Here is a 17,049-nt window from a genome sequence, read left to right on the forward strand (position 1 = left end):
GAAGCTTGCTCGCGAAAGCGGTGTGTCAGTCGACATTGATGGTGAATGTGATGACGCCTTCGCGAGCAAGCTCTGCCCCTACATTGGACCGCATTCGGTCAGTTACAGCGATTTGACGCTGATGATTTCTACGTCAAAGGTCAATGTCTTGCCGGCCAGCGGGTGGTTGAAGTCGATGGTCACTTGCTCGTCATCGAATTCCTTCACCACGCCAGGCAGCTCAGTATTGGCCGCATCGTTGAAGATCACCAGCAAACCCGGCGACAGTTCCATGTCCTTGAACTGCGAACGCGGGATGATCTGCACGTTTTGCGGGTTCGGCTGGCCAAACGCGTTTTCCGGCTGAATCGTCAGCGTGCGCTTGTCGCCTGCCTTGAAGCCGAACAGCGCTGCTTCGAAACCTGGCAACAGGTTGCCATCGCCGACCTGGAAGGTCGCCGGGGCTTTGTCGAAGGTGCTGTCGACGGTGTCGCCGTTCTCCAGGCGCAGTGCAAAGTGCAAAGTGACTTCCGTGTTCTGGCGGATGCGTTGCTCAGCCAATACCTGTTCAGTCATGAACGGCTTCTCCGGTCTTTTTACTTTTGAACATGTCCAGCGCGAGCATAACGGCCCCGACGCTGATGGCGCTGTCGGCAAAGTTGAACGCCGGGAAATACCAGCGGTTCTGCCAATGCACCAGAATGAAGTCGATCACATGGCCCAGGGCGATGCGGTCGTACAGATTGCCCAGCGCCCCGCCCAGCACCAGCGCCAAAGCGACGGCCAGCCAGGTTTCGTTGCGCCCCAGACGCTTGAGCCACACCACCAGCACCGCACTGACCACCACGGCGATCAGGGCAAACAACCAGCGCTGCCAGCCGGAGCTGTCGGCCAGGAAGCTGAATGCCGCGCCGGTGTTGTAGGCCAGGGTCCAGCTGAAATAATCGGGAATCACCACGATTTGCTGGTACATCTTCAACGAGCCTTCGAAGTAGAACTTGCTGGCCTGGTCGATGACCAGGACCAGCAAGCTCAACCAGAGCCAGCTCAGCCGTCCGAAACGGCCAGCAGCGTTAGGCATAATGACGAACCTCGCCCGCACCGCTGATGTTGTCGACGCAACGACCGCAGATTTCCGGATGCTCCGGGTTCACGCCGACGTCTTCACGGCAGTGCCAGCAACGGGCGCACTTGGCGAAGGCCGACTTGACGATTTTCAGCTTCAGGCCGCTGACTTCGGTGACTACCGCGTCCGCAGGTGCCTGAACAAAAGGCGCCACGCTGGCGGTCGAGGTGATCAGCACGAAGCGCAGTTCGTTGCTCAGCTTGGCCAGGTCGGCGCTCAGCGCTTCTTCGGCGAACAGCGTCACCTCGGCTTGCAGGTTGCCACCGACGGCCTTGGCCGCGCGCTGGATTTCCATTTCCTTGTTGACCGCGACCTTCACCGCCATGATCCGCTCCCAGTAGGCGCGGCCCAGTTCGACGTTGTCCGGCAGTTCGGTCAGGCCTTCGTACCAGGTGTTGAGCATCACCGATTCGTTGCGCTCGCCCGGCAGGTATTCCCACAGCTCGTCGGCGGTGAAGGCGAGGATCGGCGCGATCCAGCGCACCAGCGCTTCGGAGATGTGGTACAGCGCAGTTTGCGCCGAGCGGCGCGCCTTGCTGTTGGCGCCAGTGGTGTACTGACGGTCCTTGATGATGTCGAGGTAGAAACCGCCCAGCTCCTGCACGCAGAAGTTGTGGATCTTGGAGTAGACGTTCCAGAAGCGGTATTCGCCGTAGTGCTCTTGCAACTCGCGTTGCAGCAGCAGGGTGCGGTCCACGGCCCAACGGTCCAGGGCGAGCATTTCCTCGGCCGGCAGGATGTCGGTGGCCGGATTGAACCCGGTCAGGTTGGAGAGCAGGAAGCGCGCGGTGTTACGGATACGCCGGTAGGCGTCCGCACTGCGTTGCAGAATCTGCTCGGAAACCGCCATTTCACCCGAGTAATCGGTGGAAGCCACCCACAGCCGCATGATGTCGGCGCCCAGGGTGTCGTTGACCTTTTGCGGCGCGATCACGTTGCCCAGCGACTTGGACATCTTGCGACCGGACTCATCGACGGTGAAACCGTGGGTCAGCAGCTCGCGGTACGGCGCATGGTTGTCGATGGCGCAACCAGTCAGCAAGGACGAGTGGAACCAGCCACGGTGTTGGTCCGAACCTTCCAGGTACAAGTCGGCGCGCGGGCCGGTCTCGTGGCCCATCGGGTGCGAACCGCGCAGGACGTGCCAGTGCGTGGTGCCCGAATCGAACCAGACGTCCAAGGTGTCGCTGATCTTGTCGTACAGCGGCGCCTCGTCACCCAGCAGTTCGGCAGCGTCCATCTTGAACCACGCTTCGATGCCTTCGACTTCAACACGCTTGGCGACTTCTTCCATCAGCTCGGCAGTGCGCGGGTGCAGCTCGCCGCTTTCCTTGTTCAGGAAGAACGGGATCGGCACGCCCCAGTTGCGCTGACGGGAGATGCACCAGTCTGGACGGTTGGCGATCATCGAGTGCAGACGTGCCTGGCCCCAGGCCGGGACGAACTGAGTCTCTTCGATGGCTTTCAGTGCGCGCTTGCGCAGGGTGTCGCCGCTGACAGGCTCTTTATCCATGCCGATGAACCACTGCGCGGTGGCGCGGTAGATCAGCGGGGTCTTGTGACGCCAGCAGTGCATGTAGCTGTGTTCGATGATGGTGGTGTGCAGCAGCGCACCGACTTCGGTCAGTTTGTCGACGATGGCCGGGTTGGCTTTCCAGATGAACTGGCCGCCGAAGAACTCCAGCGATGTCACGTAGACGCCGTTGCTCTGTACCGGGTTGAGGATGTCGTCGTTGACCATGCCGTACTTCTTGCAGGTCACGAAGTCGTCCACGCCATAGGCCGGGGCGGAGTGAACCACGCCGGTGCCAGCGCCCAGCTCAACGTAATCGGCCAGGTAAACCGGCGACAGGCGATCGTAGAACGGGTGACGGAAGTTGATCAGTTCCAGTTCTTTACCGGTGGTGGTCGCGATGACCGAGCCTTCCAGGCTGTAGCGGGCAAGGCACGACTCGACCAGCTCTTCAGCCAGCACCAGCAGTTTGTCGCCGACGTCGACCAGGGCGTAGTTGAATTCCGGGTGAACGTTCAGCGCCTGGTTGGCCGGGATGGTCCACGGGGTGGTAGTCCAGATCACGATCGAGGCAGGTTTGGCCAGGGACGCCAGACCGAAAGCGGCAGCCAGCTTGGCTTCGTCGGCAATCGGAAAGGCCACGTCGATGGTCGAGGACTTTTTGTTTTCGTACTCGACTTCCGCTTCAGCCAGGGCTGAACCGCAGTCGAAGCACCAGTTCACGGGCTTCAGGCCCTTGAACACGAAACCGCCCTTGACGATTTCGGCGAGCGCGCGGATTTCACCGGCCTCGTTCTTGAAGTCCATGGTCTTGTACGGGTTGGCGAAGTCGCCCAACACGCCCAGACGGATGAATTCGGATTTCTGGCCTTCGATCTGCTCGGTGGCGTAGGCGCGACACAGTTCGCGGGTTTTGTCCGCGCCCAGGTTTTTGCCATGGGTCACTTCGACTTTGTGTTCGATCGGCAGACCGTGGCAATCCCAGCCCGGAACATAAGGCGCGTCGAACCCCGACAGGGTTTTCGAGCGGATGATCATGTCCTTGAGAATCTTGTTCAGCGCATGACCGATGTGAATCGTGCCGTTGGCGTAAGGAGGACCATCATGAAGTACGAACTTCGGACGATCCTTGCCAATTTCGCGCAACTTACCGTACAGGCCAATGCTGTCCCAGCGCTGCAGAATCTGCGGTTCGCGCTGAGGCAGGCCGGCCTTCATTGGGAAGGCGGTGTCCGGAAGGTTTAGCGTGGCTTTATAGTCGGTCATTTAAGGCTCTTCATTAGCGATTGGCGCTAGGTGCGACAGGGCACGGGCGGCGGCAACATCCGCATTGATCGCCGTCTTAAGCGCCTCCAGAGAGGCGAAACGCTGCTCTTCACGCAGCTTGTGGTGGAAAACCACCGTCAAACGCCGGTCATACAGATCGCCGGCAAAATCTAAAAGGTGCACTTCGAGGTGGGCTTTGCCATCACCTTGTACCGTGGGCCGCACGCCAATGTTGGCGACGCCGGGCCAGGTCTTGCCGTCGATATCGACGTTGACCAGGTACACCCCGGTCAAGGGCACGCGACGACGCTTGAGTTGAATGTTGGCGGTGGGCGTACCCAGTTGGCGCGCCAGCTTCTGGCCATGAAGGACCCGCCCGGTGATCTGGAACGGACGCCCGAGCAGCCGCTCGGCCAAGGCAAAATCGGCAGCGGCCAGGGCATTGCGGACCTGCGTGCTGCTGACGCGAATGCCGTCCAGCTCGACGGTTTGCGCCGCTTCAACGGTAAAGCCCTGAACGATGCCAGCCTGCTGCAGGAAATCGAAATCCCCTACCCGGTCACAGCCGAACCGGAAGTCGTCACCGACCTCCAGGTGCTGGACGCCGAGACCGTCGACCAGAATGGCATCGACGAATTCACTGGCACTGAGCTTGCTCAGCCGGTGGTTGAAGGCCAGGCACAGGACCCGGTCGACACCTTCGTCGGCCAGCAGCTGCAGTTTGTCCCGCAGCCGGGCCAGACGGGCCGGGGCCGTGTCCGGGGCGAAGAACTCTCGCGGCTGTGGTTCGAAAATCACCACGCAGCTAGGCACGCCCAACTCGATAGCGCGCTCACGCAGCCTCGCCAGGATAGCCTGGTGGCCACGGTGAACACCGTCAAAGTTGCCAATAGTGGCGACACAGCCCCGATGCTGGGGGCGCAGGTTGTGGAGGCCTCGAACCAGCTGCATAACGCGCTTCTTGCTCATAAAGTGGTCGATTATAACCACACCCGGCGGCCGACGACAGGCAACACCGTAACCCAAAGTAATCGAGCCGACAAAACTGCCGGTTCGCCCATGTTTATCGAGGCCCAAGCCTCAGCTCAGCGCCTTGCGATTGAAGTCGCGCAAACGAAAGCCCATCAACAGCAGCATGCCGAAATAACTGATCACCCCGGCAGCGACCAACGCGCCCAGGCGCAGGAACCGCTCCAGCATATGCCCCTGATCCCAGGCCGGCATGAAGTGCATCCCGGCCAGCAGGACAGCAGACATCACCAACACCGCAATCACAAGCTTCAGGCCGAATTTGGCCCAACCCGGTTGCGGCTGATACATCTGCTGCTTGCGCAGTTGATAGAACAATAGCCCGGCGTTGATGCAGGCACCGATGCTGATGGCCAGGGCCAGACCGGCGTGAGCCAGCGGGCCGATGAGCACGAGGTTGAACAGCTGAGTAACGACCAGGGTGAAAATCGCGATTTTTACCGGAGTGCGGATGTTTTGTTGCGCATAAAAGCCCGGCGCCAGCACTTTGATCACGATAATCCCGAGCAAACCGACTGAATAAGCGATCAACGCCCGCTGTGTCATGGAGGCATCAAACGCGCTGAATTGGCCGTACTGGAACAGCGAAACGGTCAGCGGCTCGGCCAGAATCCCCAGTGCCAGAGAACACGGCAACACCAGCACGAAGCACAGACGCAGGCCCCAATCGAGGATTCGCGAATATTCGTGGCGATCTTTGCTGGCGTAGGTCTTGGCCAGGGTCGGCAGCAGAATGGTGCCCAACGCTACGCCCAGTACGCCGGACGGCAACTCCATCAAACGGTCGGCGTAATACATCCACGACACGGAGCCGGCGACCAGGAACGAGGCGAAGATGGTGTTGATGATCAGGGAAATCTGGCTCACTGACACGCCGAGAATCGCCGGTAACATCTGCTTCATCACCCGCCAGACACCGCTGTCACGCAGATTCAGGCGTGGCAGCACGAGCATGCCGATCTTTTTCAGGTGGGGCAGCTGATAAAGCAACTGCGCCAGGCCACCCACCAGTACCGCCCAACCCAAGGCCATGACGGGAGGGTCGAAGTATGGCGTGAGGAATACCGAAAAGACGATCATGCTGACGTTGAGCAACGTCGGCACGAAAGCCGGCACCGAGAATCGGTTGTACGTATTGAGGACCGCACCGGCCAATGAAGACAGGGAGATCAACAATATATAAGGAAAAGTCACGCGCAACAGATCGGTCGTCAGCTCGAATTTTTCCGGGGTATCGGTAAAACCCGGCGCGGTGGCCCAGATGACCCACGGCGCGGCGAGGATGCCCAGCGCGGTAACCAGGGCCAGTACCAGCGTCAGCAAGCCAGACACGTAAGCGATGAACGTTCGCGTCGCCTCCTCGCCCTTCTGGCTCTTGTATTCAGCAAGAATCGGCACGAATGCCTGGGAAAAGGCACCCTCGGCGAAGATTCTTCGCAGCAGATTGGGCAGTTTGAAGGCGATAAAGAAGGCGTCCGTCGCCATCCCGGCGCCAAATGTGCGTGCGATGAGGGTGTCACGAACGAACCCCAGAATCCGGGAAAGCATCGTGATAGAGCTGACGGCGGCCAACGATTTGAGCAGATTCATTGAAAGAGTTTGTGCCTGTCGATAAACAGCAGGCGAACAAAGCGCCTACTTATGCGATACTCCGCGCCGCAGCAGCACAGAGCCAAAGCTCGCGAGTTTACAGGTCAAGCGCCGGAAATAAATATCCCGCCTCTTTATACCTACCACTTAGCGGAACGTCTCAACCGCCCTTGACAAGACATCAACTCATCGGCATGATTCGCGGCCTATTTTGTTTGCTATTTCCTAAAAAGTCTTTCGAGGAGCTCGACGGTGGCCAACACACCTTCCGCCAAAAAACGTGCAAAACAGGCTGAGAAGCGTCGCAGCCACAACGCCAGCCTGCGTTCCATGGTTCGTACCTACATCAAGAATGTAGTTAAGGCCATCGACGCAAAAGACGCTGAAAAAGCTCAAGCAGCTTACGTTCTGGCTGTGCCAGTTATCGACCGTATGGCCGATAAAGGCATCATCCACAAGAACAAGGCAGCTCGTCATAAGAGCCGCCTGAACGGTCACGTCAAGGCTCTGAACCTTGCTGTAGCCGCATAAGCGATAAGCTTGTTGAAAAACCGACCTCAGGGTCGGTTTTTTATTGCCTGCGATTTGGTAAACGCCGCGTAAAAAAATGTGGGAGTGGGCCTGCTCGCGATAGCGGTGCAACACTCAACATTGATGCCGACTGTTACACCGCTATCGCGAGCAGACTCACTCCCACATTTCGATTTGCGCCAGCTTATTGGGCGTGCGTCCACGGCAGGATCGGGATCGCCGTCACCGCATTCTGCGGGCTGCCTTCGATCAAGCGATCGCTGTAGACCAGATACACCAGCGTATTGCGCTTCTTGTCGAGGAAGCGCACCACCTGCATGGTCTTGAACACCAGCGACGTGCGCTCCTTGAACACCTCATCGCCATCCTTCAGCTCACCCTTGAAGCTGATCGGACCTACCTGACGGCACGCGATAGACGCTTCAGCGCGATCTTCCGCCAAACCCAGCCCACCTTTCACACCGCCCGTCTTAGCCCGCGAGAGGTAGCAAGTCACGCCCTCGACCTTCGGATCATCGAACGCCTCGACGACGATACGGTCGTTCGGGCCGACGAACTTGAACACCGTCGACACTTGGCCAATCTCCTCAGCCGAAGCCAGCAGCGGCATTGCCAACAGCAGACCCAACAATCCTTTTGCCACACGCATTCAAATATTCCTTCAGACCAGAATCAGGTTATCGCGGTGAACCAGTTCCGGCTCCGCCATGTAACCCAACAGACCGACAATCGCCTCAGACGACTGACCGATGATTTTTTGTGCTTCCAGCGCGCTGTAGTTGGCCAGGCCACGGGCAATTTCACGACCGTCCGGCGCCACGCACACCACCATTTCACCGCGCCGGAAACTGCCTTGAACCAGTTTGACGCCAACCGGCAGCAAACTTTTGTTGCCCTGGGACAGCGCGGTCACTGCACCCGCATCCAGCACCAGGGTGCCACGGGTCTGCAGATGACCGGCCAGCCATTGCTTGCGCGCCGCCAGCATGCCGCGCTCAGGTGACAACAAGGTGCCGATGCGCTCGCCCGCCTTCAGGCGATCCAGCACACGTTCAATGCGCCCACCGACGATGATGGTGTGCGCACCGGAACGCGCCGCCAGACGTGCGGCACGTAATTTGGTCTGCATGCCGCCCCGACCCAACGCACCACCGGTACCGCCAGCGACGGCATCCAGCGCCGGATCATCCGCACGCGCCTCGTAAATCAGGTTGGCGTCGGGGTTGTTGCGCGGATCGGCGTCGAACATGCCGTCGCGATCGGTAAGGATCACCAGCAAGTCAGCCTCAACCAGGTTGGCCACCAGCGCCGCCAGGGTGTCGTTGTCGCCGAAGCGGATCTCGTCGGTGACCACGGTGTCGTTTTCGTTGATCACCGGGATCACTTTCAGCTCGACCAACGCACGCAGGGTGCTGCGGGCATTCAGGTAACGCTTGCGGTCAGACAAGTCATCGTGCGTCAGGAGAATCTGCGCGGTATGCCGGCCATGCTCGGCAAAGCTCGACTCCCAGGCTTGCACCAGACCCATCTGACCGATAGCGGCAGCGGCCTGCAGCTCGTGCATTGCACTGGGTCGCACGGTCCAGCCCAGGCGACTCATCCCCGCCGCTACTGCCCCGGAGGACACCAGCACCAGTTCGACGCCCGCCTCATGCAAAGCCACCATCTGCTCGACCCAGACACTCATTGCCGCGCGATCCAGGCCCTTGCCGTCAGCCGTCAGCAAAGCGCTGCCGATCTTCACGACCCAACGCTGCGCACCTGTCACCTTGCTCCGCATCATCTTCAACCTTAGCTTGAGGGCAGCGCGACCCAGCGCCGCCCGTAACGTTATTCGTGACTACCGATTTCCAGATACTAAAACGCCGCTCGATTGAGCGGCGCTTAAGTTTACTGCAACGAATCAGTCACGCACGTAAATGATTTCCGGACCGTCTTCGTCATCCACATCTTCTTCGTCCCAGTCATCGTCGCCGATGTCATGGACCGACTTCACGCCGCTGCGACGCAGGGCACGCTGGTCATCCAGCGCTTGCAACTGGGCACGGGCTTCGTCTTCGATGCGCTGATCGAGCTCGGCCAGCTCTTCCTTGTAAACCGGGTCGTTAGCCAGACGGTCAGCACGATCTTCCATGTAACGCATGATGTCGTGGCACAGACGCTCGGTGCCCAGCTTGGAGATGGCGGAGATCACATAGACCGGACCGGTCCACTCCAGGCGATCAACGATTTCCTTGACGCGAGCGTCATGCTCTTCTTCAAGGATCTGGTCGCACTTGTTCAGCACCAACCAGCGATCACGCTCAGCCAGGGACGGACTGAACTTGGTCAGCTCGCTGACGATCACTTCAGCAGCATCCGGAGCGCTGGCGTCATCCAGCGGCGCCATGTCCACGAGGTGCAACAGCAAACGGGTACGCGACAAGTGCTTGAGGAAGCGAATCCCCAGGCCAGCGCCATCGGAAGCACCTTCGATCAGGCCCGGAATGTCCGCGACCACGAAGCTCTTCCAGCGATCGACGCTGACCACACCCAGGTTCGGCACCAGCGTGGTGAACGGGTAGTCGGCGACTTTCGGCTTGGCGGCCGATACGGAGCGAATGAAGGTACTTTTACCGGCGTTCGGCAAACCCAGCAGACCGACATCAGCCAATACTTTCATTTCCAGCTTGAGATCACGCGCCTCGCCCGGTTTACCCGGAGTGGTCTGGCGCGGAGCACGGTTGGTACTGGATTTGAAACGGGTGTTACCCAGACCGTGCCAGCCGCCATGAGCCACCAGCAGTTTCTGGCCAGCCTTGGTCAGGTCGCCGATCACTTCCTGAGTGGCGGAGTCGATGACGGTGGTGCCAACCGGAACACGCAGCACCAACTCTTCACCTTTCTTGCCGGTGCAGTCGGTGCTGCCGCCGTTGGAACCGCGCTCGGCATCGAAGTGCCGGGTGTAACGGTAGTCCACCAAGGTGTTGAGGTTTTCGTCGGCGATCATGTAGACCGAGCCGCCATCACCACCGTCACCGCCGTTCGGGCCGCCGTTTTCAATGAATTTCTCGCGACGGAAGCTCATGCAACCGTTGCCGCCGTCACCGGCTTTTACTCGAATCGATACTTCGTCAACAAACTTCATAACAAAACGCCTCTCGTCATACGGACGAGCCGAAAAAATCTAGACATAAGACTCTTGCAAAAATGAGCGCAGCGACCTCAATCAACGACCGCAAATCCAGCGCTGGAGCCCATCACAAACAGCTTTGCAAGAGACTCACCCCACAAACGAAAAAGCCCCGTCGCGAGACAGGGCTTTTCCAGCAACTACGCAATTATGCCGCGACGACTTCAGTCTTCGGGACAATGCTCACGTAACGGCGGTTGAAAGCGCCTTTTACTTCGAACTTGATCACGCCGTCGATTTTAGCGAACAGAGTGTGATCTTTACCCATGCCAACACCGTAACCGGCGTGGAATTGGGTGCCGCGCTGACGCACGATGATGTTGCCCGGAATGATAACCTGGCCGCCATACATCTTCACGCCAAGGCGTTTGGCTTCTGAGTCGCGACCGTTACGGGTACTACCACCAGCTTTTTTGTGTGCCATGAGTCAATTCTCCTAGTGAGGAATTAGGCTGAAATTAAGCCTGAATACCGGTGATTTTGATCTCGGTGTACCACTGGCGGTGGCCCATACGCTTCATGTGGTGCTTACGACGACGGAACTTGATGATGCGGACTTTATCGTGACGACCTTGGGAGATCACTTCAGCCACAACGGTAGCGCCAGCAACAACTGGAGCGCCGATGTTCACGTCATCGCCATTGGCGACCAACAGAACGCGATCAAAAGTAACGGATTCGCCGGTAGCGATTTCCAGTTTTTCGATCTTCAGGTATTCACCTGGGGCGACCTTGTATTGCTTGCCACCAGTAACAATTACTGCGTACGACATGGTATTTCTCCGATAATCCTGCTCACCCAGCTCTTTATAAGAAGAGGTATTGGCTGGCATGGCTGCATAAGGCTGGAAGGCCTGTTTGCAATTGCGTAAGGCAGGTGCTGCCCAGGAAGTTCAGGGTGCGCGATTGTACGCAAGCTGCCGGGGCGATGCAAGAGGCCGTCCATCGTGCCTTGACACCCGCCGACGTGGGTCCTAGCATGCCGCGCAACCCTTCTGGAGCAACTGTCGCTGATGCAACCCCAAGCTTTCTACCGCGCGGTGGCGGACGATTTTAGCGCCGTCGACGGCATCATCAAGAAGCAGCTGACTTCCCGAGTGCCGCTGGTATCGAAAATCGGCGATTACATTACCTCGGCTGGCGGTAAACGCCTGCGTCCTCTATTAGTGTTGCTGTGTGGCAAGGCACTGGGTCGCGAAGGCGATGACCTGCGCCTGCTGGCCGCGACCATCGAGTTCCTGCACACCGCCACCCTGCTGCACGACGACGTGGTCGACATGTCCGGCATGCGCCGTGGCCGCTCGACCGCCAACGCCATGTGGGGCAACGCGCCAAGCGTGCTGGTGGGCGACTTCCTGTATTCGCGTTCCTTCGAAATGATGGTCGAACTGGGCTCCATGCCGGTGATGAAGATCCTTTCGCAAGCCACGCGCATCATCGCCGAAGGCGAAGTGTTGCAGCTGTCCAAAGTGCGTGATGCCAGCACCACCGAAGAAACCTACATGGAAGTCATCCGCGGCAAAACCGCGATGCTCTTCGAAGCTTCGACCCACAGTGCGGCAGCCCTGGCTGGTGCCACACCGGAACAGAGCGAAGCGCTACGCACCTTCGGCGATCATCTGGGCGTGGCCTTCCAACTCGTCGACGACCTGCTGGACTACCGTGGCGACGCGGAAACCCTGGGCAAGAACGTCGGTGACGACCTGGCCGAAGGCAAGCCGACCCTGCCGCTGATCTACACCATGCGCGAAGGCACGCCGGAGCAGGCTGCACTGGTGCGCAAGGCGATCCAGAAAGGCGGTATCGAAGACCTGGAAAGCATCCGCGAAGCCGTGGAAGCGTCCGGTTCGCTGGATTACACCGCGCAACTGGCCCGCGATTACGTAGCCCGTGCAATCAAATGCCTCGACGCGTTGCCCGCCAGCGAATACCGCGATGCATTGGTTGAGCTCAGTGAGTTTGCGGTCGCCCGTACGCACTAACTGCACCGTAATACCCTGTGGGAGCAAGCCTGCTCGCGAAAGCAATCTGTCAGTCGAATGCTGACTGGCACACCGCTTTCGCGAGCTGGCTCGCTCCCACAGTTTTTGGCGTCGCCCCCCTCCCAGCTAAAACCCTATATAATGTGCGCTTTTTAGCGATCCTGAATCCAAGGAGCTTTAGTGAGCACGTTGCCACCCTGCCCAAAATGCAATTCCGAATACACCTACGAAGACGGCGCTCAGCTGATCTGCCCCGAGTGCGCCCACGAGTGGTCCGCCAGCGGCGAAGCCGAAGCGGCGTCCGATGACACCGTGAAAAAAGATTCGGTCGGCAACGTCCTGCAGGACGGCGACACCATAACCGTGATCAAGGACCTGAAGGTCAAAGGCACGTCGCTGGTGGTCAAGGTCGGCACCAAGGTCAAGAACATCCGCCTGTGCGATGGCGATCACGACATCGACTGCAAGATCGACGGCATCGGCCCGATGAAGCTCAAGTCCGAGTTCGTCAGAAAAGTCTGATTCTGTTGTCTTCCATCCCGCGCCCTGCGTGGGATGGTGCTTCACCCGCCCCGCCTCTCCCCACATATCCTCGCAATAGCCAAACGCCAGCCGTTTTGACCTTACGCAATCTTTACCCGGAATAAATCACAAACCGCCAATAGGTCCTTGCTATTTGATGAATAAGAATTATTCTCATTGAAACCCATCAATGGAGATGAGACCCATGACTTATTTGATCGATGCCTGGCTGGACCGCCCACACCCCTACCTCAGGATCCTGCATCGGGAAACCGGGGAAGTCTGTGCAGTACTTGAAGAAGAAGCCTTGAACGAGCTGCAGGATCAGGGTGATCTGGACGTCAATGGCTTGAGTTCCTGCGAGCCGGTGGTGCTCAAGGAACTGGTGCGCAATCTGTTTCTGTTCTGCTACGCCCGGGCGTTGCGCCCGACGAGCGATCTGAACCACAAGATCGAAGTATGAGTAGCACTACAAACCCCGTAGAAGCGAGGCTTGCCCGCGAACCTGACAACTCGGTTCTGACTTGAAACCGAGGTGATGCATTCGCGAGCAAGCTTCACTCCTACAGAATCAAGAGCTTACAAAACGTCGAGCAGTTCGACGTCGAATACCAGAACGCTATGCGGCGGAATGCTGCCAACGCCTTGAGCGCCGTAAGCCAGTTCGCTCGGCACGTACAGGCGCCATTTGCTACCGGCATTCATCAGTTGCAGGGCTTCGGTCCAGCCAGCGATCACGCCGCCAACCGGGAATTCTGCAGGCTGGCCACGATCGTAGGAGCTGTCGAACACAGTGCCGTCGATCAGGGTGCCGTGGTAGTGAGTGCGCACTTGATCTTCACGGGTTGGCTTGGCGCCTTCACCTTGAGTCAGCACTTCGAATTGCAGGCCCGAGGCCAGGGTGGTGATGCCGTCACGCTTGGCGTTTTCAGCCAGGAAAGCCAGGCCTTCGCCAGCGGCCGCTTCGGCTTTTGCAGCTGCTTCGGCCTGCATGATTTCGCGGATCACCTTGAAGCTGGCGGACATTTCTTCCTGACCTACACGGCTAGGCTTACCGGCGAACGCGTCGGTCAGGCCAGCCAGGATCGCGTCCAGGTTAACGCCCGGTGGCGGGTTGTCGCGCAGTTGGTCGCCCAACTGACGGCCAATGCCGTAGCTGACGCGGGTTTCGTCGGTGGACAGATTTACTTCGGACATGACACTGCTCCGCTGTGCGGACGGCCCGGGAACTTGCCGTGCGTGCACAGCGCGTCCCGGAGCGCCCGGAACCAAAAGGGCCAGCAGACTAGCACAGATGCCGTTGCGCTGATCAGGGGGTCATTGCTACCAGCGAGAACTGAAGGCGATCGGCACCTTCAGGCCCTCTTCTGCACTGGCACCGAGTCCGCACATTTCATCATGGACCGACGTGTGCACAAGGTTGAAAGGCAAGGTGGGGAAGCGGTGCAGCACTTGACGCGCATGCTCCACCGAACGCAGGTGGAGCATATGGTCGTGGGCATCACTTAACGGATACGCCGCCCCATGCATGCGCGCCTCCAGCAGGTAGATCCCGCCTTCCATAGAAATCAGGTTCAGCTCATCGACTTTCCCTGCGATGGCATATGCACGTAATTCAACAAGGTTCATGAATGCACCTCATACGGTGTCAAGCCAATATCAATACATGCATAGGCTTCGGCACCTCAAAGTACAAGCCACAAACGACACCGCCCGTCTGTTTGCACCTGACTGTAGGAGCGAGGCTTGCCCGCGAAGGCTGTGTGACTGGCAACAACTGTATCGACTGACACGGCCCCTTCGCGGGCAAGCCTCGCTCCTACAGGGCTTTGTGAGCGTCAGTGCTTGGTCAGCTTATCCAGATAACCCATGGCAAACGCCGACACGACGAACGTCATGTGAATAATCACGTACCACTTCAAATGCTCGGGATCGACGTTCTTGGCGTCCATGAAGATCCGCAGCAGGTGGATCGACGAAATCGCCACGATGGAGGCCGCCACTTTCATCTTCAGCGAAGACGAATCCATGGTGCCCAGCCAGTTGAGCTTTTCCTTGCTGTCGTCGATGTCCAGCTGGGAAACGAAGTTCTCGTAACCGGAGATCATCACCATCACCAGCAAGCCACCCACCAGTGCCATGTCGATCAGCGACAGCAGCACCAGGATCAGGTCCGACTCGGCCATCGAGAATACGTTGGGAATGACGTGGAAAACTTCCTGGAAGAATTTCAGCGCCAGCGCCAGTAGCCCAAGGGACAGACCGAAGTAGATCGGTGCCAGCAGCCAGCGGGAGGCATACATTGCATTTTCGATAAAGCGTTCCATTGAATCTCACACGTGATGTTGAAAATGGCCGCAAGTATACCAGCCCCCTGTCTATACCCTGAAGCAGCCAGAAACCTTCGGCAAATCCGCGACCTGCGCGTGTGCCACAAAGTTTTTCTGCTAGTGTCCAGACTATTGACAGCTCAGCGACATCGGACAGGAAGACTGGAAATGGATGTGCGATTGCCAATAACGAGTGCCGGCATTTGCCTGGCTCTGCTGCTGGGCGGCTGCTCACCCAGCGATGAGAAGCGCCAGACTAGCCTCGAGGAAAAGACCGCGCAGTTCGAGAAGTCTCTGGATGCGATTGAGGATCCAAAGCTCAAGGATGCCGTTGCCGAACTCGGCGGTTCACTGCTGTTGCTCGAGCGTGCGCAACTCAAGCTCGACAGCAAACCCGTGGAAACCGAATACGGCGAAGACGTTCTCGCCGTGCTCAAGCACTACCCCACGCCTCAGGCTTTGGTCGACACCTACATCAACGGCCTGTTCGTGCTGCACAAGGATTCCAGTTCCGACTACCTGACCGACCTGCAACCGGTGTTCCCTTTCAACTTCAACATTCCGGCAGCGTTTCTCTTTCCCCATGGCCTGGAATGGCAATCGGTGACCTTGAGCAACAAGCGCGTCATCGCGTTCCAGCCGGAATGGTCGGAAACCGATCCCGGCATTCAACTGAGCCCCTCCAGTTCCAACCTGACCAACCCGGATGATCTGACGGTGACCTATCCGTTCATCGACGGTCTGGACATGGACAACAAGAACCAGCCTCAACCGGTGAGCCTGCAAGGCAAGGTCGAGGTCATCGCCCCGCGCCGGCTCTACACCTTCGACCTGAAGAAAAAAGACGTTGGCCAGACCCGCACCAACGACAACCTCAGCGTCACCTTGCTGAAACTGGGCAACAACTACGCCGAAATCGAATTCAACAACAGCGCACCACTGGCTCCTGAAGTCAGCGAAACACCGTTGAATCCGCTGATCGTCCAGGCCAGGGACATCACCGGGCAATTCCTCTCGCGATCGGGTTCGATCAACGAAACCGCTGCGCAAATTGCCTTCTATCAAAAACAACTGGCGAAAATTCAGCAGCAGAAAGCCTGGAGCGAGACTTTCGAAAAGCAGATCGACGAAGAACAGCGCACCTTCGAGGCGCAGCAGAAGAATCATTACACCAAAGTGTATTTCAACGGTCCGGTCGAAACCGTTGAAGTGAGCGTTCTGGATTTCTCGGCCGTCACGGTGACCCACAAGGACCTGAACCTGCCGGTGCGCCGCTTCGACTCACACACCACGGCAAAAACCATCCAGCCACTGACCCTACCGGTGGTGGTGTATGACGATCAGGCCCCGACCTGGCTCAAGGGCGCGACATTGAGTGAGGAACAGCTGAAGAAGGGCATCATCGTCAGTCAGTCGGTGGATGACCCCAGCGCCGCACGCATTGAATTCGACCACCCCAGAAGCTTCAATGACGAGATGCTCGGTACATCGTTCAGCGCTGGCGATAGCCCGGTCACGTTCTTTACGGAGGATGGCAGTGGCAAGCGCGATGGGCCGATCGAGCTGCCGCTTGAGGCTTACGAGGTCGATCCGCTACGTGGCGCCATCACCTATGACTTGAACCTGTTTCCGGAAACACCGGCCTATGCAGTGGGCTCCATGCCGCTGTTTCTGGCGACGGTGGCCAAACAAACGCTCGACGCCCATACGTTGCCCAAAGGCCTGGAACTCAAAGGCAATGCCTTGGTGGTTGATTTGAAGCTGTTTCCTGCCCAGGAGTGGCGTTTTTTCGCCAAGGACGACTCTGGAAACTATCTGAAAGAAATCCTTTCGGTCACTCACGACGCGAGCGCAGAAGGCCCGGCGCTATTTGCCGTGCATTACTTCTATGGCCAGCCAACACGTCTGGAAACCTATCAGCGAACCGACCTCACCACGGTGCAATATGGTTTCGAGGTCAAACTGACCAAGGCGGATTTGAGCCACCTTGATCAATAACCGGTTTCAGT

18 protein-coding genes are annotated in these 17,049 nt (G+C 58.4%); 5 read left to right on the top strand and 13 right to left on the bottom strand.

From position 1 onward, the window contains the following. Nucleotides 1–102: 102 nt before the first annotated feature. The 5 genes from fkpB to murJ form a co-directional block, all read right to left on the bottom strand. Nucleotides 103–540: an FKBP-type peptidyl-prolyl cis-trans isomerase gene (gene fkpB, locus FBY01_RS17615; protein WP_010467538.1), complete on the bottom strand. Its 438-nt coding sequence runs from the start codon at nt 538–540 to the stop codon at nt 103–105. A gap of 7 nt (nt 541–547) precedes the next feature. After that, nucleotides 548–1,060 (bottom strand): signal peptidase II, encoded by a 513-nt coding sequence (lspA, locus tag FBY01_RS17620; protein ID WP_010467537.1) that lies wholly within the window; start codon nt 1,058–1,060, stop codon nt 548–550. Further along, nucleotides 1,053–3,884 carry an isoleucine--tRNA ligase gene (gene ileS, locus FBY01_RS17625; protein WP_010467536.1) on the bottom strand — a complete coding sequence of 944 codons (2,832 nt, stop codon included), beginning with the start codon at nt 3,882–3,884 and terminating at the stop codon, nt 1,053–1,055. Before ileS ends, lspA begins: the two co-directional genes overlap by 8 nt. Further along, nucleotides 3,885–4,835 (bottom strand): bifunctional riboflavin kinase/FAD synthetase, encoded by a 951-nt coding sequence (ribF, locus tag FBY01_RS17630; protein ID WP_010467535.1) that lies wholly within the window; start codon nt 4,833–4,835, stop codon nt 3,885–3,887. It lies immediately after the preceding gene. A 129-nt stretch (nt 4,836–4,964) separates the two neighbouring features. Further along, complete coding sequence (gene murJ, locus FBY01_RS17635) at nt 4,965–6,503, bottom strand: murein biosynthesis integral membrane protein MurJ (RefSeq protein ID WP_145308776.1); 1,539 nt, start codon at nt 6,501–6,503, stop codon at nt 4,965–4,967. Between the two features lie 252 nt (nt 6,504–6,755). Here murJ and rpsT point away from each other — a divergent pair, with 252 nt between their 5' ends. Continuing rightward, entirely contained in the window at nt 6,756–7,034 is a 279-nt protein-coding gene (rpsT, locus tag FBY01_RS17645; RefSeq protein WP_008154937.1) for a 30S ribosomal protein S20, read from the top strand. Between the two features lie 184 nt (nt 7,035–7,218). On the opposite strand, the gene FBY01_RS17650 is transcribed toward rpsT, so the two are convergent. The 5 genes from FBY01_RS17650 to rplU all read right to left on the bottom strand — a co-directional run bounded on the left by FBY01_RS17650 (nt 7,219) and on the right by rplU (nt 10,979). Next, nucleotides 7,219–7,683 carry a CreA family protein gene (locus FBY01_RS17650; RefSeq protein WP_010467533.1) on the bottom strand — a complete coding sequence of 155 codons (465 nt, stop codon included), beginning with the start codon at nt 7,681–7,683 and terminating at the stop codon, nt 7,219–7,221. A 12-nt stretch (nt 7,684–7,695) separates the two neighbouring features. After that, entirely contained in the window at nt 7,696–8,814 is a 1,119-nt protein-coding gene (gene proB, locus FBY01_RS17655) for a glutamate 5-kinase (protein ID WP_010467532.1), read from the bottom strand. Between the two features lie 123 nt (nt 8,815–8,937). Beyond that, nucleotides 8,938–10,161: an Obg family GTPase CgtA gene (cgtA, locus tag FBY01_RS17660; RefSeq protein WP_010467530.1), complete on the bottom strand. Its 1,224-nt coding sequence runs from the start codon at nt 10,159–10,161 to the stop codon at nt 8,938–8,940. A gap of 193 nt (nt 10,162–10,354) precedes the next feature. Then, nucleotides 10,355–10,630 (bottom strand): 50S ribosomal protein L27, encoded by a 276-nt coding sequence (gene rpmA, locus FBY01_RS17665; protein WP_003215862.1) that lies wholly within the window; start codon nt 10,628–10,630, stop codon nt 10,355–10,357. 34 nt (nt 10,631–10,664) lie between these two features. Beyond that, entirely contained in the window at nt 10,665–10,979 is a 315-nt protein-coding gene (gene rplU, locus FBY01_RS17670) for a 50S ribosomal protein L21 (protein WP_003176051.1), read from the bottom strand. A 240-nt stretch (nt 10,980–11,219) separates the two neighbouring features. Between rplU and FBY01_RS17675 the strand changes: the two genes are divergently transcribed. From FBY01_RS17675 to FBY01_RS17685, 3 genes are all read left to right on the top strand, one after another. Beyond that, entirely contained in the window at nt 11,220–12,188 is a 969-nt protein-coding gene (locus tag FBY01_RS17675) for a polyprenyl synthetase family protein (RefSeq protein WP_010467528.1), read from the top strand. A 180-nt stretch (nt 12,189–12,368) separates the two neighbouring features. Next, nucleotides 12,369–12,710, top strand: a complete 342-nt coding sequence (locus FBY01_RS17680; RefSeq protein ID WP_010467527.1) for a zinc ribbon domain-containing protein YjdM — start codon at nt 12,369–12,371, stop codon at nt 12,708–12,710. A 205-nt stretch (nt 12,711–12,915) separates the two neighbouring features. Further along, nucleotides 12,916–13,173, top strand: a complete 258-nt coding sequence (locus tag FBY01_RS17685) for a hypothetical protein (RefSeq protein WP_010467526.1) — start codon at nt 12,916–12,918, stop codon at nt 13,171–13,173. Between the two features lie 116 nt (nt 13,174–13,289). Here FBY01_RS17685 and FBY01_RS17690 read toward each other — a convergent pair whose 3' ends face one another. From FBY01_RS17690 to FBY01_RS17700, 3 genes are all read right to left on the bottom strand, one after another. Next, complete coding sequence (locus FBY01_RS17690; RefSeq protein ID WP_010467525.1) at nt 13,290–13,907, bottom strand: FKBP-type peptidyl-prolyl cis-trans isomerase; 618 nt, start codon at nt 13,905–13,907, stop codon at nt 13,290–13,292. Between the two features lie 126 nt (nt 13,908–14,033). After that, complete coding sequence (locus FBY01_RS17695; RefSeq protein ID WP_145308778.1) at nt 14,034–14,339, bottom strand: DUF6482 family protein; 306 nt, start codon at nt 14,337–14,339, stop codon at nt 14,034–14,036. A gap of 209 nt (nt 14,340–14,548) precedes the next feature. Next, entirely contained in the window at nt 14,549–15,037 is a 489-nt protein-coding gene (locus tag FBY01_RS17700) for a TIGR00645 family protein (RefSeq protein ID WP_007943976.1), read from the bottom strand. Nucleotides 15,038–15,208: 171 nt separating this feature from the next. On the opposite strand from FBY01_RS17700, the gene FBY01_RS17705 reads away from it, so the two are divergent. After that, nucleotides 15,209–17,038 carry a hypothetical protein gene (locus FBY01_RS17705; RefSeq protein WP_145308780.1) on the top strand — a complete coding sequence of 610 codons (1,830 nt, stop codon included), beginning with the start codon at nt 15,209–15,211 and terminating at the stop codon, nt 17,036–17,038. The last annotated feature ends 11 nt before the right edge of the window (nt 17,039–17,049 follow it).

This window comes from Pseudomonas sp. SJZ077 (assembly GCF_007993905.1).
GTDB classification, from domain to species: domain Bacteria; phylum Pseudomonadota; class Gammaproteobacteria; order Pseudomonadales; family Pseudomonadaceae; genus Aquipseudomonas; species Aquipseudomonas mandelii.